Raw genomic sequence first — 20959 nt, forward strand, 5'->3', positions numbered from 1 at the left:
CCGGTGTGTGGATCAGCCGGGCCCGGGGGGAGGCACCTCCCCCGGACCCGGCTGAGTCTCGGTGCCGGCCGTGCTGCGCCGGCGGGCCGTGTCAGCGCTTCGCCAGGCGCTCCCTCACCTGGGCCAGCAGGGCCGCGCGCAGCTCCCCGTCCAGCTTGGTGCGGACCAGCTTGCGCAGCTGCTTCAGCTCCTTCTTCGCCGCCTTGCGGTCGCCGGAGCGCTCGGCCCTGCGGGCGTCCTTGTCGGCCTGGAGCAGCTTGTTGGCGAGCTTCGGCCCGACCTCGTCGTCGGCGGCCAACGCCTTCACCACCTTGGTGATCGACTTCCCGGTCGCCTGCACGGTGAAGACCACCGTCTGCGAGCGGGTGTTGCCGGCCACGTCCGTCGCGGTGACGGTCAGGACGTGGCGACCGGTGGAGAGCAGCCACATGGACCACTCGCCTGCCTCGACCGCCTCGCCGTCGAGCGTCGCCCGTACGCCGCGGACCCCGGACGTCGCGTCCGTCGCCGTCCACGCCACCGTCGCCTGCTGGTGGCTGGGGTAGGTGCGTGCCCGGATCCCGGAGATCGCGACCTCCGGCTCACCGGTGTCGACCGCGACCTCGCGCGACTGAGCCGTCTCGACGTTGCCGGCCTCGTCGACCGACCGCACCTCCAGGACCTGGCGGCCCTGCGCGGTGATGGCGAACGGAGCGGTGTACGCCGTCCACGCGCCGCTGCCGATGCGGTACTCGGTGCGTGCCACCCCGGACCCGGCGTCGGTCGCGCTGAGCGTGACCCGCGGAGCCGTGGTGAACCAGCCGGCGCTGCCGTCGGGCGAGGCCGGGTCGGTCCGCACGGTGGTCACCGGCGCCGTGGTGTCGGCGGGCGGACCGTCGACGGTGACGTCGATGGACTGCGCCTCCTCCACGTTGCCCGCGACGTCGGTCGAGCGGAACCCGACCGTGTGCTCGCCTGCGCCGGTCACGACGACCGGGTCGGCGTACGCCTTCCAGTCGCCACCGTCGACGCGGTACTCCGTGACGGCCACACCGGAGGTGGCGTCGGTCGCCTCGAGCACGACCCGTACGCCGTCGCCGGCCTTCTCCTGCGTCGCGCCCGTCGCCGGGGTCACGGTGTCGACCGCGACCTCCGAGGACTGCACCGCCTCCTGGTTGCCCGCCTCGTCGGTCGAGCGGAACTCGACGGTGTGCTCCCCGTCGGGGACCTCCACCGCGGACTCGTACGTCGTCCACGCGCCGCCGTTGATGCGGTACTCGGTCGACGCGACGCCCGAGCCGTCGTCCTCGGCGGCGAGGGTGAAGCTCGGACCGGTGACGTACCAGCCCTCCTCACCGTCGGCCTCGGCCGGCGACCAGGTGATGGTCGTGGTCGGCGCGTCCGCGTCGGCAGACTCGACGACGACCTCGATGCTCTTCGTCGCCTCCTCGTTGCCGGCCACGTCGGTCGAGCGGAACTCGACCGTGTGGGTGCCGGCCTCGGTGACGGTGAACGGACCGGTGTAGGCGGTCCACGCACCCTCGTCGACGCGGTACTCGGTGGAGGCGACGCCCGACCCGCCGGACTCGTCGGTCGCGGTCAACGTGACCTGCACGCCGCCCTCGACCACGGCCTGGCCGGCGGTGGTGACCGGCGCGGTCGTGTCGGCCGGCGGCTCCTCCCCGCCGTCGAGGTGGAAGTGGTCGAACTCGACCGTGACCGGCTCCTCCTGGTCGGGACCGATCGCCATCAGGCCGATGGAGTTGAGCGGTCCGTCATAGGTGATGCCGTCACCGAGGGGCGTCCACGAGGCACCCGCGGTCGACTTCACCGCGGCGGTGTAGGTCGTGCCGACCTTGGTCACCTGCACCCACCAGTAGCCGCTCTCGGTGGTGTCGGGGATGTTGACCTGCTCGCCACCCGCGACGCCGGTGCCGCCCTTCTCCGCGGCCAGCTCGGCCCGCAGGTCGAGCGCAGCGCCCGGCGCGTTGTAGGCGACGATGTCGGCCTTGGCGTAGTTGTCGTCATCGCCGTACATCAGCAGTCCGGCCAGCTGCCAGCGGTGCTTGAGCGGGGCCTTGAGCTTGGTCTCGGCCACCCAGTCACCCGCGGGCGCGTCCTGCAGGATGAAGTTGCGCGGCTGGATCGGGTTGTTGCCGTTGATGTCGCCCGGCTCCGTCTCGATCTTGAGGTGACCGTCCGCCACCGACTCGGTGTTGGAGTTGTAGCGCACCGACTCCGCCCAGCGGCAGCCGTCCAGCGCGCTGCCGTCGAACTCGTCGTCGGCCACGACCGCGGGAGCCGTACGGTCCGGGGTCACCCGGAACCAGTCGACCTCCGCGACCCGCGGCGTGGTGCCGAGGTCACCGGCCGCCATCAGCCCGATCCGCGCGCCCGACCCGGTCTTGAGGTCGAGCGTGCCGGTCAGCGCGGTCCAGGCGGACCCGTCGGCGGAGTACGCCCCGCTGAGCTTGCCCGCGACGTTGGTGAGCCGCAGGTGGATCGTGCTCGGGAAGTCCGCCGCCAGGACGGGCGCGGCAGGCGTGGTGCGCGAGCCGTTGGTCTCGGACTGGAACTCCACGAACCGGGTGCCGTTCTGGTGCCGCACGAACCCGATCTTGTTGTACTCGTTGTCCGACTGGTGCACGACCAGGCCGGCCCACTGCCAGTGCGAGCTGTGGTCCAGCGTGATCTTCGTGGTCGCGGTCCAGTCGCCGGCGGGCACCGGCTGGCCGGCGAAGCTCACCGGTCCGGGGCTCGCCTCGTTGATGTCACCGGCCGTGACGGGCAGGCGGAGCGAGCCGCCGGCCTGCGTGATCGGTGCACCGGGAGCGTTGCGCATCGCCCACTTGGGCAGCAGCGCCGGGGAGTCGAACTCGTCGGAGATCGATCCGGTGACGCAGCTCAGCGGCTCGCTCGGGGTCTCCGGCTCGGGCTCCGGCTCCTGCGGGTCGCTGTCGATCGCGAACTGCGAGAAGTCGGCCGTCCGGACGCCTGTCTCGTGGGCCATGATGAACATGCCGACGTCCTGCGTGCTGCCGATGCCGGCCAGGGTGACCGCGGCGCCGACCTGGGTCCAGGCCGTGCCGTTGTTGGACCAGTACGCCGACACCTCGTTGCCGCGGCGGCTGAGCTTCAGCCACTTGGGCACCGTGCTGGTGCCGCCGGCGACGGACGCGTTGAGCTGGCCGTTGCCGTCGGGGTCGGTGAGGAACTCCATCCCGTTGGCGCGGCGCCACGCGAGCATGGCGTAGCCGGGCGAGACGCCGGGCTGGGTCATGTCGTTGCGGATGAGGAGTCCCGCCTTGCCGGAGTTGTTGAGCAGCGTGCTGGCGTCGACCCGCACGATCGCGTCGTACTCGTCGTCACCGCCGCCGGGCTTGAACAGCGTCGTGTACTGGTCGACCCCCTGCCAGGCGTTGTTGCCCGCACCGGAGATCCGGAACGCGCCGGCGCCGAGGCGCTCGAACTCGCCGTTGACGTTGCTGAAGGGGATCAGGTCGCCGAACAGCTCGCCCACCTGCACCTGCACGAGCCGCGAGGTGGTGACGTTCCCCTCGTCGTCGGTCGCCTTCGCGGTCAGCTCGTAGAGCCCCTCCTCGGCGGGAGCGGTCCACGTCACGGCGTACGGCGCGGTGTCGTCCTCGCCGACCTTGGTCTCGCCGGCGAAGAACTCGACCTTCGCGAGCGAGCCGTCGGCGTCGGACGCGTCGGCGGCCACGGCCACCTCGGCGCCGGGGTCGAGCTTGGCGCCGTCGACCGGCTCGGTGATGGAGACGACCGGCTTGGCGGTGGGCGAGATGCCCTGGCCGACGGCCTCGAAGAAGTTGAGCTTGATGTCGCCCGCCCCGGTGAAGACCAGGTAGAGGTCCATCGTCTCGTCGCCGAGCCCGCTCACGTCGACCGCGACGTCGCGGAACTGCTGGCCGGTGGCCGGGACCTCTGCGGTCCCGACGACCTCACCGGTCGGGCTGCCCTTGCGCAGCTCGATGGTGCCGCCGGCCGCCGCTGCCTGGACGCGCAGGTGGAAGGCGTCGATCCGGTAGAAGCTCACCGGCTCGAACCTGACCCACGCGCCGTCCTTGCCGACCACGACCTGGCCGCCGCCGGCCGGGTCGCGTCCGGGTGCCACCGTGGCGGTGTCCGACTTGCCGTCGAACCACTCGGCCTGGCGCAGCTTGGGGAAGATCACCGACGTGTCGGAGCCCAGGAGCGGGTTCTCACCGCCGGCTCCCCCGGTGTCGGTGTAGCGGGCGTCGATGGCGTAGAAGATGTTCTCGTCCGCCGCGTGGCCGCCGACGCTGGTCTGGGTGCTGCCGGTCAGGCCGCGGGAGGCGACCAGCGGGTGCGCGTGGTCGTCATGGCCGAGGGCGGGCTGCACCTCGACGGCCTGCGGGTCGATCGACTCCTCCTCCGGGTCGGTCACCTGGACCTGCCAGCTGACCTCGTCGCCGAAGTCGAAGAACGAGCCGTCGGGCGGGGTCTCGAGCTCGACCACCGGCCGGGTGTTGCCGACCGTGATCGGCGCCGTCGTCGTACCGGTCTTGCCGGCCGGGTCGGTGACGGTCAGGCGGGCGTCGAAGACACCCTCCGAGGTGTAGGTGTGGGAGGCCGTCGCACCGGTGGCGTCGGTGGTGCCGTCACCGTCGAAGTCCCACTCGTAGGTGAGTGCCTCGTCCTCGGGGTCGGTCGAGCCGCTGCCGTCGAAGGTCACCTCGAGCGGAGCCTGGCCGGAGTCGGGCGCGGCGTCGATGCGGGCGACCGGCGAGCGGGAGCCGCTGATGTAGTCGATGCGGTAGAGGCCGGACGTGGGGTTGTCGCGTCCGTAGCCGCCGCCCCAGTCGAGGACGTACATCGAGCCGTCGGGGCCGAACTTGGAGTCGATCGGCGCCAGGAACGGCACGTCGGGCAGGAACGGGTTGACCTTCTCCACCTGCGAGCCCTGCTCGGCGGCGGGGCTCTTCAGCTGGATGTTGTACATCTTGTTGCGGGCCCAGTCGTAGAAGAACGGCTTGCCGTCGAACGACTCGGGGAACTTGGTGTCGGACTCCAGCGCCTCGTCGTAGCGGTAGATCGGGCCACCCATCGGCGCCAGGCCGCCGCCCTGCGGGATCGCGCCGACCGAGGACCGGCGGTAGCCGTAGTACATGTCCGCGGCGCGAGCCGGGGGCAGGTTGGTCAGGCCGGTGTTGCGCACCGAGTCGTTGACCGGGTTGGCGCAGTCGAAGTAGGCGCCCACGACCGGCGGGTTGAGCGGCGTGGTGCTGCCGTAGTCGACGTCACGGAACGGCTCGCCGTTGGGGTTCTGGCCGTTGTGGTTGCCGCCCATGCAGAGCGGCCAGCCGTAGTTGCCCGCGCTCTTGATGAGGTTCCACTCCGCGATGCCCGCGGGGCCCCGGGTGTCGGGGGCGTCGGTGCCGTTGTCGGGCGAGTAGTCGGCCATGCTCAGCCAGCCGGTCTCGCTGTCGATGGAGAACCGGAACGGGTTGCGGAAGCCCATCGCGTAGATCTCGGGGAGCGTCTTGTCGCGCCCGACGTCCTCGGACTCGGGGAACAGGTTGCCCTCGGGGATGGTGTAGCTCGAGCCGGCGCCGGGCTCGCCCGGCTCGTCGAGCGGGGTGATCCGCAGGATCTTGCCGCGCAGGTCGTTGGTGTTGGCCGAGGTCTCGCGGGCGTCGTGGAACGTGCCGGCGCGCTCGGACAGCGGGGCGTATCCGCCCGACGGCTCGGAGTGCGGGTTGACGTCGTCACCCACACCGATGAAGAGGGTGCCGGCGTCGTCGATGTCGAGACCGCCACCGGTGTGGCCGGGCTCGTCGGGCAGGCGCCGCGCGGGGATCCGGATGATCACCTTCTCCGTGGCGGGGTCGACGGACCCGTTCTCGAAGGTGAAGCGGGAGACTGTCGACCAGAAGTTGTCCGGGGAGGAGTCGTTGGGCGAGGCCGCCGAGCGGTAGAGGAAGATGTGGCCGTTGGTCGCGAAGTCCGGGTCGAGCGCGACGCCGAGGAGGCCGTCCTCACCACCGGAGTAGACCGGCAGCGACAGCACGGTCGTGACCGCCTGGCTGACCGGGTCGTACATGCGCAGCTGGCCGCGGACGAGCTCGGTGTAGAAGACCTTGCCGTCGTCGGCGACGTCGATGGCGAAGGGCGCCGAGGTGTTCTGGTCGAGCGGGATGCGCTCGTAGTTGCTCCACACGGTGCCGCCGCAGTCGCCGTCGTCGATGCCCGCGACGTACTTCACGCCGCCGATGATCATGTCCATGAACTCGGGCTCGTCGTAGTTCTTGGGGAAGTGGCCCAGCGCGGTGCTCCAGAAGCGACCGCCGTCGTAGGGCTTGCACCAGGTGATCGGGTGGTCGTAGCCCTGGGCGTTGGAGCCGGGGTTGTAGGTCGACTCGTCCATCGTCTGCAGGACGTGGGCCTCACCGCGGACGTTGCGGTCGAAGTTGTACCACTCGTCGTTGCGCATCCACCGCGTCACCTTGTCGGTGCCCAGGAAGTGCTCGGTGGAGGGGTGCGTGACGTCCTCGTTGCGGACCACAGCGGGGATGTCCTGCGCCGAGTGGCCGGGCATCAGCGCGCCGATCATGCCGTCCCACCACGGGTAGTTGCCACGCATGTCGGTGGCGTTGTGGATCGCCGCGATGCCGCCGCCCGCCTGCATCCACCGCTCCATCGCGGCCTTCTCCGACGCGGTCCACGGGTCACCGTTGATCTGGAAGGCGATCATCGCGTCGAACTGCGCGAGGTTCTCGTCGGTGAAGACCGAGGAGTCTGAGGAGACCGTGACGGTCATCCCCTCCGCCTCCAGCGCCGCCTTGATCTTGGGCGTGCCATAGGCGATCGCCTCGTCGTGCCACGGCCCGGCGGGCGCCTCGTTGAAGAGCAGCACGTGGCCGTGGCCCTCGTGCGCCTGCGCCGGCGCGGCGACGACGGCGCCGAGCAGCACGCTGCCGACGAGGGCCAGTACGGCGAGCAGGGCGGTGCCGGCGCGCGAGCGTCGGGCGGTGGATCCTCGCGGGATCGAGCGCGGGGTGGTGGACATCCCAGGGCCTCCAGGGTGCGGGCGGGGTGGCAGGCGGCGAGTGAGGTCGCGCTGTGACGTGGGTCACGAGTGTGATGGCGACGCTCGCAGACTTTTGTGCGTTGGTCAAGCAAAAGTTGTCGCCAGATGTCTAGAAGACGCGGGATCGAGCGAGGAACGGCCCGCCCGGCCCGCCCACCCGCTGGCTATCCTCGGGCTCGTGACCGCCCCCGCCGACCGGCCCGTCGACTGGCCGAAGGTGCGCCTGCACGTCGTCACTGGCAAGGGCGGCACCGGCAAGTCCACCGTCGCCGCCGCCCTCGCCCTCGCCCTCGCCGGTGCGGGGCGCAACGTGCTGCTCTGCGAGGTCGAGGGCCGCCAGGGGATCGCCCGGATGTTCGACGTCGATCCCCTCCCCTACGAGGAGCGGCGGATCGCCAAGGGCGCCCCCGACGAGGACGGCCGGGCAGGGCAGGTCCACGCGCTCCACATCGACGCCGAGGCGGCGCTCCTGGAGTACCTCGCGATGTACTACAAGCTCGGTCGCGCAGGGAAGGCTCTCGACCGCTTCGGCGTCATCGACTTCGCCACGACCATCGCCCCCGGCGTGCGCGACGTGCTGCTCACCGGCAAGGTCTACGAGGCGGTGCAGCGGCCCCGGGGCAACCGCCACCGGGAGCAGATCACCTACGACGCCGTGGTGCTCGACGCTCCGCCCACCGGTCGGATCTGCCAGTTCCTGGGGGTCAACTCCGAGCTGGCCGGGCTGGCCAAGGTCGGTCCGATCAAGTCGCAGGCCGACAAGGTGATGGAGCTGCTGCGCTCGCCGCGCACCGCCGTGCACCTCGTCACGATCCTCGAGGAGATGCCGGTGCAGGAGACGTCCGACGGGATCGCCGAGCTGCGGGCCGCGGGGCTGCCGGTCGGCGGGATCGTGGTCAACCTCGTCCGCCCGCAGGCACTCAGCCCGGGCGCCCTCGCGCAGGTGCGCGACGACGCGGTCGACCCCACCGCCATCACCTCCGACCTCGCCCGCGCGCGAGTCGACGTCGACGCCGCGCTGGTCGAGTCGCTCGTCGCCGAGGCCCGCGACCACGCCGTACGCCGCCAGCTCGAGGACGAGCAGCGCACGCTCGTCGCGGCTGAGGGCCTGCCGACCTACGAGCTGCCGCGCATCGCCGCCGGCATCGACCACGGCGCGCTCGTCGAGCTCGCCCAGCTGCTCCGGAACCAGGGCATGGCATGACACTCACCCCGCCAGTGCTGGACATCGACGCGCTCCTCGACGACCGGACCACTGAGATCATCGTGTGCTGCGGGTCGGGCGGCGTCGGGAAGACCACGACGTCGGCCGCGCTGGCGCTCCGCGCCGCCGAGCGCGGCCGCAAGGTCGTGGTGCTGACCATCGACCCGGCCCGTCGGCTGGCGCAGTCGATGGGGATCGAGCAGCTCGACAACACCCCGCGGCCCGTCCAGGGCGTCGGCACGGAGGCCGGCGGCTCGCTCGACGCGATGATGCTCGACATGAAGCGGACCTTCGACGAGGTCGTGGAGTCCCAGGCCACACCGGAGAAGGCCCGGCAGATCCTGGAGAACCCGTTCTACGTCGCGCTGTCGAGCTCGTTCGCCGGGACCCAGGAATACATGGCGATGGAGAAGCTCGGCCAGCTCCACCGGCAGGCGCTCGACGACGGCAGCCACGACCTGATCGTGGTCGACACCCCGCCGTCGCGCTCGGCGCTGGACTTCCTCGACGCCCCCGAGCGGCTCTCCAGCTTCCTCGACGGTCGCTTCATCCGCCTGCTGCTGGCCCCGGCCCGCGGGCCGGCGCGGCTGATGACGGCCGGCTTCTCGGTCGTCACCAACGCGTTGACCAAGGTCCTCGGCGCCCAGGTGCTGCGTGACATGCAGACCTTCGTCGCCGCGTTCGACACGCTCTTCGGCGGGTTCCGGCAGCGGGCCGACCAGACCTTCGCCCTGCTCCAGGCCGACGGGACCGCGTTCGTCGTGGTCGCCGCCCCCGAGCCCGACGCCCTGCGCGAGGCCGCCTACTTCGTGGACCGGCTCACCGATGACGAGATGCCGCTGGCCGGCCTGGTGGTCAACCGCGTCAGCCCGGCGGCACGCACCGACCTGTCGGCCGAGGCGGCGATCACCGCCGCCGACCGGCTGCGGTCCGGCGACTCCTCGTCACTCACCGCCGGCCTGCTCCGGCTCCACGCGGACCGGGTCCGGATCGTCGAGCGTGAGCAGCACCTGTGCGAGCGGTTCGCCGCCTCGCACCCCCAGGTGCCGACGGCCTTCGTCCCGGCGCTGGCCGAGGACGTCCACGACCTCGACGGCCTGCGCACGATCGGCGAAGGGCTCGCCGGACAGACCTGAGTCAGACGGTGACTGAGGGAGTCTCGACCTTGGTGCGGGCGGTCTCCAGGATGGAGCGCCACGACGAGTCGGGACGGCGGCGGAGCAGCGCACGGCGCTCACGCTCGGTCATGCCGCCCCAGACGCCCCACTCGATCTGGTTGTCCAGCGCCTCGGCCAGGCACTCCGTACGCACGGGGCAACCGGCGCAGACCTGCTTGGCCTTGTTCTGCTCCGCACCTCGCACGAAGAGTGCGTCCGGCGTGTCGCCCTTGCATGCGGCGCGCGCCGCCCAGTCCTCGACCCACATGATTTTTTACCCCACGGTGTGTGTCGGAGCCGGTCGGCCGCCCCCATAGCGGCCATCCCCGACTCCGCATGAAAAGTAAACGACGTGCCCCCGGTCCAGACAGGGCCGAGTGGCTCAATTCGCATAGTCCGATGTGACTATCCGGCTGCGCGGCTGGAATTGAAGGTGCTATGCGTCCTCCACGTACTCTGGTGCCCATGCCAACACGCTCGTCCTCCCGTTCCGAGCGTCCGCAGGGACGCCCCGACGCCGGTCGTGTCGCCTCCCACCTCGCTGTGATGGGTGCCGTCGCCGTGGTCATGGGCGTGCTCGTGGCCTGCCTCGCCATCCCGTTCGCGGGCCTGATGGGTGTCGCGGCCAAGGACGTCAGCAAGGGCATGGTCAACCTCCCGGAGTCCCTCGAGGCCAAGGACCTGTCGCAGAAGACGCGCATCTACGACGTCAACGGCAACCTCATCGCCTCGCTCTACGACCAGAACCGGATCAACGTCCCGCTGAGCTCGATCTCGCGGCCGATGGTCAAGGCGATCGTCGCGATCGAGGACTACCGCTTCTACGACCACGGCGCCCTTGACCTCAAGGGCACGCTGCGCGCCTTCATCACCAACCAGGCCAACGGCGGGGCCGTGCAGGGTGGCTCCTCGATCACCCAGCAGATGGTGAAGCAGACGCTGCTCTACCAGGCGGAGACCGACGAGGAGCGCAAGGCGGCGACCGAGGAGACGTACGCCCGCAAGATCCGCGAGCTGCGCTACGCGATCGCGTTCGAGAAGAACCACACCAAGGACTGGATCCTCGAGCGCTACCTCAACATCGCCTACTTCGGAGACGGCGCCTTCGGCGTCCAGTCGGCCGCGCGCCACTTCTTCTCCAAGAACGCCAAGGACCTCAACCTGCTCGAGTCGGCCACGCTCGCCGGGCTGGTGAAGAACCCCGTCGGCTACGACCCGATCGACAACCCCGAGCGGGCCGAGAGCCGCCGCAACGTCGTGCTCGAGCGGATGGCGCAGCTCGGCATCCTCACCGAGAAGAAGGCCGAGCGCCTCAAGAGCAAGCCGATCGGCAAGACGCTCAAGATCGAGACGTCCCCCAACGGCTGCCAGCAGTCACGGGCGCCGTTCTTCTGCGACTACGTCGTCAACTGGCTGCTCAAGGACCCGGTCCTCGGCGACACGCCCAAGGAGCGTCGCCAGACGCTCAACAACGGCGGCCTGACGATCAACACCACGATCGACCTGGACATGCAGAAGGGCGCCGACGACGCGGTCTCGAGCCACGTCTTCCAGACCGACCAGGCCATCGGCGGCCTCGCGATGGTCGAGCCCGGCTCCGGTGACGTCCGCGCGATCGCGCAGTCGCGCCCGATGGGCAAGGACAAGCAGGGCGGCGAGACCTACCTCAACTACGTCGTCCCGAAGAAGTACGGCGACGCCAACGGCTTCCAGGCAGGCTCGACCTTCAAGGTCTTCGTCCTCGCCGAGGCGATCAACCAGGGCATCCCGCTGAGCACCACGATCAACTCGCCGGAGGAGATGAACATCCCCGACGAGGAGTTCGAGAACTGCGACGGCCCCTATGCCGGCGACGGTGAGGGCTGGAACGTCTCCAACTCCACCGGCTCGGGCACCTTCGACCTCTACTCCGGCACCCAGCAGTCGGTGAACACGTTCTTCGCCCAGCTCCAGGTCCAGACCGGCATGTGCGAGCCGCTCCGGCTCGCCGCCGACATGGGCGTCAAGGTGCCGCTCGCGCAGAAGGTGCCGTCGTGGATCCTCGGCGTCTCCGACAGCAACCCGCTCGAGATCGCCCAGGCCTACGCCACGTTCGCCGCCCGTGGCCTGCACTGCGAGCCGCGTCCGGTCACCCAGGTGCTCGACTCCTCCGGCGGGGTGCTCAAGGACTTCCCGACCGAGTGCGAGCAGGTCATGCCCGGTGCGACCGCCGACGCCGTCAACGACATCCTGCGCGGCGTGATGGAGCCCGGCGGGTTCGGCCAGAACATCGCGATCGACAAGCCGTCGGCCGGCAAGACCGGCACCAACCAGAACAACATGTCAGTGTGGTTCGCCGGCTACACCCCCACCATCTCGACGGCTGCGATGGTCGCCGGCGCCAACGAGTTCGGCGAGTGGGTCAGCCTCAACGGCCAGGTCGTGGGCGGCGTCCCGATCTACGAGGCCTTCGGCTCGACCGTCGCCGGCCCAATCTGGGGCGACGCGATGGCGGCCATCTCGGCCAAGCTGCCCTACGAGGACTTCCAGACGCCTCCCGGCGACGAGATCGCCGGTGTCCTGAGCACGGTGCCCGACGTCGCCGGCCAGGGCGTCGAGGCGGCCACCGCCACCCTGCAGGGTGCCGGCTTCACGGTCGCCGACGGCGGCCAGGTCAACTCCGAGATCCCCGCCGGCACCGTGGCCTACACCTCACCCGCCGCCGGCACGGCGCTGAGCAGCGGTGACACCGTCACGCTCTACACCTCGACCGGCACCGTCCCGCCGCCGCCGCCGACGAACAACACCGGCGGTGGTGGTGGCGGCGGTGGCGGCGGGAACGGCAACGGCAACGGCAACGGCGGCCGGGGCAACGGCAACGGCGGAGGCCGGGGCTGACGTTCAGCCCAGCTGCCTGCGCACCTCAGCGGCGACGGCACCGCCGTCGGCGCGGCCCTTGACCTGCGGCGTCACGACGCCCATCACCTTGCCCATGGCACGCATGCCCTCGTCGGCGGCACCCGTCTGGGCGATCGCAGCGCTCACGAGGTCGGCGATCTCGGCCTCGCTGAGCTGGGCAGGGAGGTACTCGGCGATCACCTCGCCCTCCGCGGCCTCCTTGGCGGCCATCTCCGTGCGCCCGCCCTCCTCGAACGCCACCGCCGCCTCGCGGCGCCGCTTGGCCTCGGTGGAGAGCACGCCGATGATGTCGTCGTCGGAGAGCTCGCGGGACACCTTGCCCGCGACCTCCGCGTTGGTGATGGCGGTCAGCACCATCCGCAGGGTCGAGGAGCGCAGGTCGTCACGCGCCTTGATGGAGGCGGTGAGGTCAGCGCGGAGACGGTCCTTCAGGGCACTCATGGAACCCATTGTGGCAGCCTTGGCGAATGCCTTTCCTCCCTGCCGTACGCCGCACGCTCGCGCTCGGCGCCCTCGCCGGAGCAGGCGTGGCGACGTACGCCGCATGGGAGGCGCGGCAGTACACGCTCCGGCAGGTCACGGTCCCGCTGCTGCCGCCCGGGCACGCGCCCCTCAAGGTCCTGCACCTCAGCGACATCCACATGGCCCCCGACCAGCGGGCCAAGCAGGAGTGGCTCCGCGGGCTGGCCGCCCTCGAGCCCGACCTGGTCATCGACACCGGTGACAACCTCGCCCACATGCGCGCGGTGCCGGTCGTCGTCGACGCGCTCGGCGGGCTGCTCGACGTGCCGGGCGCCTACGTCCTGGGGTCCAACGACTACTACGCCCCCGGCATGCGCAACCCGTTGCGCTACCTGCTGCCCGACGACGGGAAGCGCAACACCTCGACGCCGCAGCTGCCGTGGCCCGACCTCAAGGACAGCCTCAGCGCCGCCGGCTGGCTCGACCTGACCAACGGGTTCGGGACGCTGACCGTGGCCGGGACCCGGATCGCGTTCGCCGGGGTCGACGACCCGCACCTGAAGTACGACGACCTCGAGCGGGTCGCCGGGCCCGCGGACCCGGAGGCCGACGTACGCCTCGCGGTCGCGCACGCGCCCTACCTCCGCGTCCTCGACCAGTTCGCCGCCGACGGCTACGACGCGATCATCGCCGGCCACACCCACGGCGGGCAGGTGTGCCTGCCGGGTGGTCGCGCCCTCACGACCAACTGCGACCTCGAGCCGGCGCGCGCCCGCGGCCTGCACCGCCACCCGGCCGACTCCGCCCCCGGCGACGACGGCTCGGCCTGGATGCACGTCTCGGCCGGGCTCGGCACCAACCCCTACGTACGCTTCCGCGTCGCCTGCCGGCCCGAGGCGACGCTGCTGACGCTCGTCCCCACCACCTGACCCGGGGTGGGCGCGCGCCCGCTCGCAGAGTCCCCGCTCGAGCGGGGACTCCGGCACTGGGTGGGGGTTGTAGACCCCTCCAGGTGTCGGACTTCCCCTGCCAGTCCGCTCCCCGCCCATGGGCGGGGGTGATTTCGGGAGGCCCTGACCGCTCCGGTATGCTCGCCGACGTTGCCCTGACGAGTTCTCTCGGTCGGGGCGGCGGGCTGTGGCGCAGCTTGGTAGCGCGCCTCGTTCGGGACGAGGAGGCCGCAGGTTCAAATCCTGTCAGCCCGACATCCGGAGCCCCGGACCCACATCACTGGGTCCGGGGCTCCTTGTCATGTGGCACCCTGCCCCCATGGCAGACGGAACGGCAGACGACACGAGGGCAGACGGCACGCCCGACGACGGCCCCTCGCTGGAGATGCCGTCCTTCACGCGGCGGCGGAGAACGAAGGACGCCCCGGTCGTCCCCGCTGCGGCCCGCGAGCCCGACGTGGCACCCGAGCCCGAGCCGCCCGCCCGCGTACGCCGCCCGCTGCCCGCCGTCTCGCTGGCCGGCCTGCCGGCCGCGGCCGTCACAGGACTGGTGGTGGGTGCCCTCGGCGTCCTGCTCGTCTGGCTGGCCGGGGTGGGCTGCGAGGCCGTACGTGGCACCTCGTCGTGCGGGGGCGGGCCCGGCCTGCTGGTGCTCGTCGTCGTCCTGGGCGTGCTCGCCTGGGCGGGCAGCCTGCTGCTGCGCGTCCTCGCCGTCCCCGACGCCGGGTCGACGAGCGTCCTCGCCGTCGGCATCCTCGCCGTGCTCGTGATGGTGTTCCTGCTCGGCTCGCTCGACGCGTGGTGGACTGCCCTCGCGGTCCCCGTCGCTGCGGTCGCCGCCTACTGCGCGGCGTGGTGGGTCACCACGGCCGTCGTGGGCGAGGACTGACCGATCGTGTCCGGCACGTGCTGAAGATGTCAGGCCGTGCACGCGCCGACAGGTTCAGGAACCCCCGGCTGGCCAGGGATCGCTGAGGTTGTCAGGCCGTGCCGGGGCCGACAGGTTCAGCGCGCGGCGGCGACCAGCTCGGCGATCTGCACGGTGTTGAGGGCGGCGCCCTTGCGCAGGTTGTCGTTGCTGATGAAGAGCGCGAGGCCACGGTCGTCCGAGACACCCGGGTCCTGCCGCAGGCGTCCGACGTACGACGGGTCCTTGCCGGCAGCCTTCAGCGGCGTCGGCACCTCGTCGAGCTCGACGCCCTCGGCGGACGCGAGGATCTCGCGCGCCCGCGCAGGGGTCATCGAACGATCGAACTCGGCGTTGACCGCGAGCGAGTGGCCGGTGAAGACCGGGACCCGTACGCAGATGCCGGAGACCAGCAGGTCGGGCAGGCCGAGGATCTTGCGGGACTCGTTGCGGAGCTTCTGCTCCTCGTCGGTCTCGTTGAGCCCGTCGTCCACGATCGAGCCGGCCATCGGGAGCACGTTGTAGGCGATCGGCTCGACGTACTTCACCGGCTCGGGGAAGGTGATCGCCGAGCCGTCATAGGCCAGCTCGCGGGCCTTGTCGCCCGCCTCGGCGACGCCGTCGGCGAGCTCGTCGACGCCGGCGACGCCGGAGCCGGAGACGGCCTGGTAGGTCGAGACGATGAGACGCGTCAGGCCCGCCTCGTCGTGGAGCGGCTTGAGGACCGGCATGGCGGCCATCGTGGTGCAGTTGGGGTTGGCGATGATGCCGCGCCCGGCCTCGATGACGCCGGCCATCGCGTCGGGGTTGACCTCGGCCACGACCAGAGGGATGTCGGGGTCCTTGCGGAAGGCACTCGAGTTGTCGACGACGACCACCCCGGCGTCCACGAACCTCTGCGCGAGGGCCCGGGAGGTCGTGGCACCCGCGGAGAAGAGGGCGATGTCGAGACCGGCCGGGTCGGCGGTCTCGGCGTCCTCGACGGTGATCTCGCGGTCGCCGAAGGGCAGCACGGTCCCGGCCGAGCGGGAGGAGGCGAAGAAGCGGACCTGGTCGGCCGGGAAGTCGCGCTCGAGCAGGATCTGGCGCATCGCGACGCCCACCTGGCCAGTGGCGCCGACGACGCCGATGTTCACCTTCCCGGTCATCGTCCGGTCCCCCCGTAGACCACGGCCTCGACCTCGTCGGCATCGAGGTCGAACGCCGAGTGCGTGGCGCGTACGGCGTCGTCGACCGAGCTCTCGTCCACGACGACCGAGATCCGGATCTCCGAGGTGGAGATCATCCCGATGTTGACCCCCGCGGAGGCCAGGGCGGCGAAGAACTTCGAGGTGATGCCCGGGTGCGAGCGCATGCCCGCGCCAATCAGCGAGACCTTGCCGATCTTGTCGTCGTAGAGGAGCTTGTCGTAGCCGACCTCGGCCTGGATCCGGGCCAGCGCGGTCATCGCGACCTGGCCGTCGGTGCGCGGCAGGGTGAAGGAGATGTCGGTGAGGCTCGTCGCGGCCGCGGAGACGTTCTGCACGATCATGTCGAGGTTGATCTGCGCCTCGGCCAGCGCCTCGAAGATCCGTGCTGCCTCGCCGACCTTGTCGGGGACGCCGACGACGGTGATCTTGGCCTCGCTGCGGTCGTGGGCCACGCCGGCGATGATGGGCTGTTCCATGGTGTCTTCCTCGCTGGGTCCGCTGAGCTGGGGGTCGCTGACGACCCAGGTGCCTTCGAGCTGGCTGAACGACGAACGGACGTGGATCGGGATGCCGTAGCGGCGTCCGTACTCCACGCACCGCAGGTGCAGGATCTTGGCGCCGCACGCGGCGAGCTCGAGCATCTCCTCGTAGGAGACCTTGCTGAGCTTGCGGGCGCTCGGCACGATGCGCGGGTCGGCGGTGAAGACGCCGTCGACGTCGGTGTAGATCTCGCACACGTCGGCCTCGAGCGCCGCCGCCAGTGCGACGGCCGTCGTGTCGGTGCCGCCGCGGCCGAGCGTGGTGATCTCCTTGGTGTCCGCGGAGACGCCCTGGAAGCCGGCGACGATGACGATGTGACCCTCGCCGATGGCCTGCGTGATCCGACCCGGCGTCACGTCGATGATCTTGGCCTTGCCGTGCACCGAGTCGGTGATCACCCCGGCCTGCGAGCCGGTGAACGAGCGGGCGGTGTAGCCGAGGTCGCTGATCGCCATCGCGACCAGCGCCATCGAGATCCGCTCGCCGGCAGTCAGCAGCATGTCCATCTCGCGCGCCGGCGGCAGCGGCGAGACGCCGTTGGCCAGGTCGAGCAGGTCGTCCGTCGTGTCGCCCATGGCGGACACGGCGACGACGACGTCGTGCCCGGCCTTCTTGATGTCCACGATGCGTCGGGCGACGCGCTTGATGGCGTCGGCGTCGGCGAGCGAGGAGCCGCCGTACTTCTGCACGACAATGCCCACGATTTGGTCCTCGGGATCGGGGTGCGGCCGTCAGCGGCCGCGGTGCTCTGGCGTGCCTGCCGGCGCCGTTGCCGCCAGGCCACCGACGATTCTACGGGCGGACGGCAGGTGCCTCGCCGAGAATCTCATCGGCGACGGCCACCGCGTCGGCGTCGGCCTCGAAGTCGGTGTCGAAACGGTCGTGGGCGACGACGGTCAGCAGCGCGTTGAGCGCCGCGCCCGCGAGGTTGCCCCAGTTGTTGACGTAGGAGAACTGCCACCACCACAGCGCCTCGTCGACGTCGCCTGCACGGTAGTGGCGCAGGCCGTTCTCGAGGTCGATGGCGATCGAGGCGAGGTCGTCGGAGAGCCGGCTCTCGACGAGCTCGGGGATGTAGGGGTCGAAGACGAACGTGTAGGCGTCGACGCCCTCGAGCATCTCGGCCAGGCGCAGCCGCAGCTCGTCGATGTCGGCCTCCGGGCCGACGTCGGGCTGGAACTCCTCGCGCGGGGCGAAGTCGGTCTGCGCCCCCAGCCGGGCGCCGGCGAGCAGCACCTGGCTGATCTCGAGCAGGAGCAGCGAGACCGCTTGCGCGCCGTTGCCTTCGCGCGCGATCGCGCGCAGGGCGAGCAGGAAGCTCGTCACCGAGTCGGCGATCTGCTCCTCGAACCTGATCTTGTCGGCGTCCGTCACTGCATCGACCTCATTCTGATATGTGCGCATCCGGAAGTCACTGGGCTGCTCTCCTTCCGGCGAATGCGCGGCCGAGCGTGACCTCGTCGGCGTACTCGAGGTCTCCACCCACCGGCAGTCCACTCGCCAAGCGGGTCACGCGCAACCCCATGGGCAGGAGAAGGCGCGTGAGATAGGTCGCGGTGGCCTCGCCCTCGAGGTTGGGGTCGGTGGCGAGGATGACCTCGGTGACCGTCCCGTCGGCGAGGCGCGGCATGAGCTCCTTGACGTGGAGCTGGTCGGGTCCGATGCCGTCGATGGGCGAGATCGCGCCGCCGAGGACGTGGTAGCGGCCGCGGAACTCGCGGGTGCGCTCGATCGCCACGACGTCCTTGTACTCCTCGACGACGCACAGCACGCTCGGGTCGCGCCGCTCGTCACGGCAGATCCGGCACCGGTCGTCCTCGCTGACGTTGAAGCAGGTGGAGCAGAACTTCACCTTGGCCTTGACCTCGATCAGCACGTCGGCGAGGCGACGTACGTCGGTGGGCTCGGCCTGCAGCAGGTGGAAGGCGATCCGCTGCGCGCTCTTGGGGCCCACGCCAGGGAGCCGGCCGAGCTCGTCGATGAGGTCCTGGACGACACCCTCGTACAAGTGGGTTCGCCTCAGCCCAGGCTCGGGGGCGGGAAGCCGAGACCGCCGCCGGCACCGCCGCCGAGACCGTCGGTCAACGGACCGAGCGACTCGCCGGCCAGGGCCTCGGACTTGGCACGGGCGTCGCGGTAGGCGGCGACGATGAGGTCGGAGAGGTCCGACAGGTCGTCGGGGTCGGTGCCGTCGAACTCGCCCGCGCGGATCGTGACGCCGACCAGCTCGCCGACGCCGTTGGCGGTCACGGTCACGGCACCGCCGGCGACCGTGCCGTCGACGGTCTGCTGGGCGAGGTTGGCCTGGGCCTCCTCGAGCTGCTGCTGCATCTGTTGGGCCTGCTGGAGCAGGGCGTTCATGTCGAAGCCGCCGCCACCGAGGGCGTCGAAGGGGTTCTGGGTCATCGGGTCTCCCGCGTCGTGGTGGTCATGGGTCAGTCGTTCCTGATCTCCTCGATCAGCTTCGCGCCGAGCGTCTGGCTGAGCAACGACTCGGTGTCGAGGGCCGCCGACTCGGCGTCGGGGTCGTCGGGGTCGGCGTCGTCGTCGGGCGAGCGGACCGGCGCGGCCGGCTCGGCGGGACCGCCGCCCGCGCGGGCCGCCTCGAGCGCCTCGCGCGCCGGGGCGGCGGAGACGGGTGGCGCGGCCGGAGGCACGGGCTCGGCGGTGGGCACGGCGGCCTCGCCGGTGACCCAGGCGGGCGGGCCGTCGGGGGTCTCCGGCGGCTGAGGGGCCGACGCGGGGGCGGGCGAGGAGTGGGAGTCGGTGGCCGCCTGGCGTACGACGGGGGCCTCGGCAGCGGCGCCGGAGGGGTCGACGATCGACTCCACACGCCAGTCCATGCCGACGACGTCGATCGCCGCCTGGCGCAGGATCTCGTCGCAGCCGCCGTTGACGAAGGAGTCTCGCGCGCCTGAGTTGGCGAAGCCGACCGTCAGGCGGGCTCCGTCGACGTCGACCACGTGCGCGTGCTGGGAGAGCACCATCCAGGCGAGGCGGCGGCGGTTCTTGGTCTGCTCGAGGATGTCGGGCCACAGGCGGCGTACGTCGACGAGGCTCAGACCGCCCCGGGGGCCGGCGGGCTGCTCGGCGACCGGCGCGTCCGGGCCTGCGGCGGCCGCGGCCGGAGCCGGCTCGGCGACGGCGGGCGACGGCTGGTGTGCGGGTGGGCCGGTCGGCATCGGCGGCGGGGGCGGGGGCGGGGGACCGTCCTGCGCCCGGGCAGGAGCGGCGGCGGGGACCGTCGGCATCGGCGGTGGCGGTGCCGGCTCGTCGCGCACCGGCGTGGGCGCGGGGGCCGCGGCCTCGACAGCCGTCGGCGGCGTCTGTGGCGCGGCCGCCGGAGGGGCTGCCTGCGGCGGGGCTGCCTGCGGTGCGGCCGCCTGCGGCGCGGCGGTGACCTCCATCCGGCGCTCGAGTCGCTCGAGGCGGGCCATCACGCCGTCGGAGGTGTGGTCGGCACCCGGCAGCAGGACCCGCGCACACAGCAGCTCGAGGAGCAGCCTCGGCGCCGTGGCGCCGCGCATCTCGGTGAGCCCGGCGGCCACGATGTCGGCGGCGCGACTCAGCTCGATCGCGCCGAAGCGGGCGGCCTGCGCCACCAGCCGCTCGCCGGCGTCCTCGGAGACGTCGATGAGACCGGTCGCGGGCGCGTCGGGGACGGCGGTGACGATGACGAGGTCACGCAGCCGGCGCAGCAGGTCCTCGGTGAAGCGGCGCGGGTCCTGGCCGGTCTCGACGACCTTGTCGACGACCGAGAAGACCGCGGCCCCGTCGCGGGAGGCGAACGCCTCGATCACCTCGTCTAGGAGCGAGTCGGGCGTGAAGCCGAGCAGGTCGCTCGCCAGCTTGTGGGTCACACCGGCCGCACCGGCACCACCGAGGAGCTGGTCGAGCACGGAGAGGGTGTCGCGGGCAGAGCCGGCTCCGGCGCGCACCACGAGCGGCAGCGCGGCCGACTCGATCGCCACCCCCTCCTCGCCGGCGAGCTGGGTGAGGTAGTCGCTGAGAAGGCGTGGCGGGATGAGCCGGAACGGGTAGTGGTGGGTGCGCGAGCGGATCGTCGGCAGCACCTTGTCGGGCTCGGTCGTGGCGAAGATGAACCGCAGGTGCGGCGGGGGCTCCTCGACCAGCTTGAGCAGGGCGTTGAAGCCCTGCGTGGTGACCATGTGGGCCTCGTCGATGATGTAGACCTTGTAGCGGTCGCGCACCGGGGCGAAGAACGCCTTCTCGCGCAGGTCGCGCGCGTCGTCGACGCCGCCGTGCGAGGCCGCGTCGATCTCGATGACGTCGATCGAGCCGGGCCCGCCGCGGGCGAGGTCGCGGCAGCTGTCGCACTCGCCGCACGGGTCGGAGATCGGCGCCTGCGCACAGTTGAGCGCGCGGGCGAGGATGCGAGCCGAGGTGGTCTTGCCGCAGCCACGGGGCCCGGAGAACAGGTAGGCGTGGTTGACCCGGTTGGCCGCCAGCGCGGCTCGCAGCGGCTCGGTCACGTGGTCCTGCCCGATGACCTCCTGGAAGGTCTCGGGCCGGTAGCGGCGATAGAGCGCGAGCGGTGACTCCACGTCGTGAACCCTAACCGTGCCCACCCACAGCGACCACC

At 71.3% G+C, this 20959-nt stretch carries 14 protein-coding genes and 1 tRNA gene; 6 read left to right on the plus strand and 9 right to left on the minus strand.

Annotation, left to right across the window (positions count from 1 at the left end; translation table 11 throughout):
* Positions 1–91: 91 nt before the first annotated feature.
* Positions 92–7027: an OmpL47-type beta-barrel domain-containing protein gene (locus AC57BS_RS22045; RefSeq protein WP_496413595.1), complete on the minus strand. Its 6936-nt coding sequence runs from the start codon at positions 7025–7027 to the stop codon at positions 92–94.
* A gap of 199 nt (positions 7028–7226) precedes the next feature.
* On the opposite strand from AC57BS_RS22045, the gene bagA reads away from it, so the two are divergent.
* Together bagA and bagB are read left to right on the plus strand one after the other, a co-directional pair.
* Positions 7227–8252, plus strand: a complete 1026-nt coding sequence (gene bagA / locus AC57BS_RS22050) for an ATPase BagA (protein ID WP_496413596.1) — start codon at positions 7227–7229, stop codon at positions 8250–8252.
* The gene (gene bagB, locus AC57BS_RS22055) at positions 8249–9388 is read left to right on the plus strand and encodes an ATPase BagB (protein ID WP_496413597.1); all 1140 of its coding nucleotides are present in this window, start codon (positions 8249–8251) and stop codon (positions 9386–9388) included. The genes bagA and bagB overlap by 4 nt, the downstream gene beginning before the upstream one ends.
* 1 nt (position 9389) lies before the next feature.
* On the opposite strand, the gene AC57BS_RS22060 is transcribed toward bagB, so the two are convergent.
* A complete protein-coding gene (locus tag AC57BS_RS22060) occupies positions 9390–9677 on the minus strand; it encodes a WhiB family transcriptional regulator (protein WP_496413598.1) in 288 nt (95 codons plus the stop codon).
* A gap of 197 nt (positions 9678–9874) precedes the next feature.
* Here AC57BS_RS22060 and AC57BS_RS22065 point away from each other — a divergent pair, with 197 nt between their 5' ends.
* Positions 9875–12286: a penicillin-binding protein gene (locus AC57BS_RS22065; RefSeq protein ID WP_496413599.1), complete on the plus strand. Its 2412-nt coding sequence runs from the start codon at positions 9875–9877 to the stop codon at positions 12284–12286.
* Between the two features lie 3 nt (positions 12287–12289).
* Here the strand turns inward: AC57BS_RS22065 and AC57BS_RS22070 are convergent, their stop codons facing one another.
* Positions 12290–12748: a GatB/YqeY domain-containing protein gene (locus AC57BS_RS22070; RefSeq protein WP_496413600.1), complete on the minus strand. Its 459-nt coding sequence runs from the start codon at positions 12746–12748 to the stop codon at positions 12290–12292.
* A gap of 26 nt (positions 12749–12774) precedes the next feature.
* Here AC57BS_RS22070 and AC57BS_RS22075 point away from each other — a divergent pair, with 26 nt between their 5' ends.
* The 3 genes from AC57BS_RS22075 to AC57BS_RS22085 all read left to right on the plus strand — a co-directional run bounded on the left by AC57BS_RS22075 (position 12775) and on the right by AC57BS_RS22085 (position 14608).
* On the plus strand, positions 12775–13698 hold the full coding sequence (locus tag AC57BS_RS22075) for a metallophosphoesterase (protein WP_496413601.1): 924 nt from the start codon (positions 12775–12777) through the stop codon (positions 13696–13698).
* 202 nt (positions 13699–13900) lie between these two features.
* Positions 13901–13974, plus strand: a tRNA-Pro gene (locus tag AC57BS_RS22080).
* Positions 13975–14038: 64 nt separating this feature from the next.
* The gene (locus tag AC57BS_RS22085) at positions 14039–14608 is read left to right on the plus strand and encodes a hypothetical protein (protein ID WP_496413602.1); all 570 of its coding nucleotides are present in this window, start codon (positions 14039–14041) and stop codon (positions 14606–14608) included.
* Positions 14609–14724: 116 nt separating this feature from the next.
* Here AC57BS_RS22085 and AC57BS_RS22090 read toward each other — a convergent pair whose 3' ends face one another.
* The 6 genes from AC57BS_RS22090 to AC57BS_RS22115 form a co-directional block, all read right to left on the minus strand.
* Entirely contained in the window at positions 14725–15774 is a 1050-nt protein-coding gene (locus AC57BS_RS22090; RefSeq protein ID WP_496413603.1) for an aspartate-semialdehyde dehydrogenase, read from the minus strand.
* Positions 15771–17057, minus strand: coding sequence for an aspartate kinase (locus AC57BS_RS22095; protein ID WP_496413604.1), 1287 nt, complete (start codon positions 17055–17057; stop codon positions 15771–15773). Before AC57BS_RS22095 ends, AC57BS_RS22090 begins: the two co-directional genes overlap by 4 nt.
* Before the next feature lie 91 nt (positions 17058–17148).
* The gene (locus AC57BS_RS22100; protein WP_496413605.1) at positions 17149–17730 is read right to left on the minus strand and encodes a DUF5063 domain-containing protein; all 582 of its coding nucleotides are present in this window, start codon (positions 17728–17730) and stop codon (positions 17149–17151) included.
* A 37-nt stretch (positions 17731–17767) separates the two neighbouring features.
* Positions 17768–18364 carry a recombination mediator RecR gene (gene recR / locus AC57BS_RS22105; RefSeq protein WP_496413606.1) on the minus strand — a complete coding sequence of 199 codons (597 nt, stop codon included), beginning with the start codon at positions 18362–18364 and terminating at the stop codon, positions 17768–17770.
* An 11-nt stretch (positions 18365–18375) separates the two neighbouring features.
* The gene (locus tag AC57BS_RS22110; RefSeq protein WP_496413607.1) at positions 18376–18762 is read right to left on the minus strand and encodes a YbaB/EbfC family nucleoid-associated protein; all 387 of its coding nucleotides are present in this window, start codon (positions 18760–18762) and stop codon (positions 18376–18378) included.
* Between the two features lie 29 nt (positions 18763–18791).
* Positions 18792–20921: a DNA polymerase III subunit gamma and tau gene (locus AC57BS_RS22115; RefSeq protein ID WP_496413608.1), complete on the minus strand. Its 2130-nt coding sequence runs from the start codon at positions 20919–20921 to the stop codon at positions 18792–18794.
* Positions 20922–20959: the final 38 nt, after the last annotated feature.

Source organism: Nocardioides sp. BGA-UO-ETr-FS32, assembly GCF_059567905.1.

Bases quoted from the DNA above. Each gene is read 5' to 3' on its own strand.
- AC57BS_RS22065 (WP_496413599.1), top strand. From the start codon at position 9,875: ATGCCAACACGCTCGTCCTCCCGTTCCGAGCGTCCGCAGGGACGCCCC.
- AC57BS_RS22090 (WP_496413603.1), bottom strand. From the start codon at position 15,774: ATGACCGGGAAGGTGAACATCGGCGTCGTCGGCGCCACTGGCCAGGTG.
- AC57BS_RS22075 (WP_496413601.1), top strand. From the start codon at position 12,775: ATGCCTTTCCTCCCTGCCGTACGCCGCACGCTCGCGCTCGGCGCCCTC.
- AC57BS_RS22085 (WP_496413602.1), top strand. From the start codon at position 14,039: ATGGCAGACGGAACGGCAGACGACACGAGGGCAGACGGCACGCCCGAC.
- bagB (WP_496413597.1), top strand. From the start codon at position 8,249: ATGACACTCACCCCGCCAGTGCTGGACATCGACGCGCTCCTCGACGAC.
- AC57BS_RS22045 (WP_496413595.1), bottom strand. From the start codon at position 7,027: ATGTCCACCACCCCGCGCTCGATCCCGCGAGGATCCACCGCCCGACGC.
- AC57BS_RS22110 (WP_496413607.1), bottom strand. From the start codon at position 18,762: ATGACCCAGAACCCCTTCGACGCCCTCGGTGGCGGCGGCTTCGACATG.
- AC57BS_RS22070 (WP_496413600.1), bottom strand. From the start codon at position 12,748: ATGAGTGCCCTGAAGGACCGTCTCCGCGCTGACCTCACCGCCTCCATC.
- AC57BS_RS22060 (WP_496413598.1), bottom strand. From the start codon at position 9,677: ATGTGGGTCGAGGACTGGGCGGCGCGCGCCGCATGCAAGGGCGACACG.